Below are 795 nucleotides of genomic sequence, written 5' to 3' on the forward strand. Positions count from 1 at the left end.
TTGTAGTTTCTGAATTTAAATCACCTTCAGCTAATTTTTTTAATCTTTCACTACATCCTTTCAATGGGTTTCCTATTTTATTAGAAAACTTTTTGGCTGAAATAAATGATAATATTGTAAATACTACAGCTAATATAATTGTAATGATAATTGAAATATACATTTCACCAAGAAAATCACCTTTATTTACCATTACACCTACACCCCAACCATTGCTGTTTTCTACTGGAGCATATCCTAAAACACAATCTTCTCCATTTATTTCTACATCAGAACATCCTTTTTTTCCTTCAACAAGCTTTTTATCTACCTCTGCAAAAGGTAGTAAGCTTTTATCTGTTTCTGATTGTTTTATAGTATTTTCTACCCCAACAAGACTAGCATCCTCATCCGCAATTGTTGTTCCTTCATTATCTATAAGGTAAGAATAACTATTTTCACTTATTTTTATATTTTTAACAATGTCATTTAAAAAATCTTTATCTAGGTCAAAAGTTACAATTCCTGCTATCTTACTACCTTGTACTCCATTTTCCCAAATAGGTGCTGAAACTACAAGTGTAAGTTGTCCTGTTACTTTACTAAGTACAGGACTACCAAGATATGCTTTTCCCGCCATAGAGGCTTTAAAATAGTCTCTACCAGAATAATCTTTTCCACTAAAAAGATCTTTACCATTTACATCTATAATTTGACCTAATACTACTCCATATAGCTTTTCCTGTCTAGTAATTATACTTTGTTTTTCTTCTTTACTTATCTTAGGATCTGAAATTTCTTTTATAATACCTGTTT

General features: G+C 29.9%; 1 protein-coding gene. It reads right to left on the reverse strand.

Going from position 1 to position 795, the window contains the following annotated elements:
- Positions 1-795: cache domain-containing protein (locus CHF27_RS13995; protein ID WP_199533680.1), on the reverse strand; the 795-nt coding region annotated here is incomplete at both ends.

The sequence above is a fragment of the Romboutsia maritimum genome, assembly GCF_002251085.2.
GTDB classification, from domain to species: domain Bacteria; phylum Bacillota; class Clostridia; order Peptostreptococcales; family Peptostreptococcaceae; genus Romboutsia_B; species Romboutsia_B maritimum.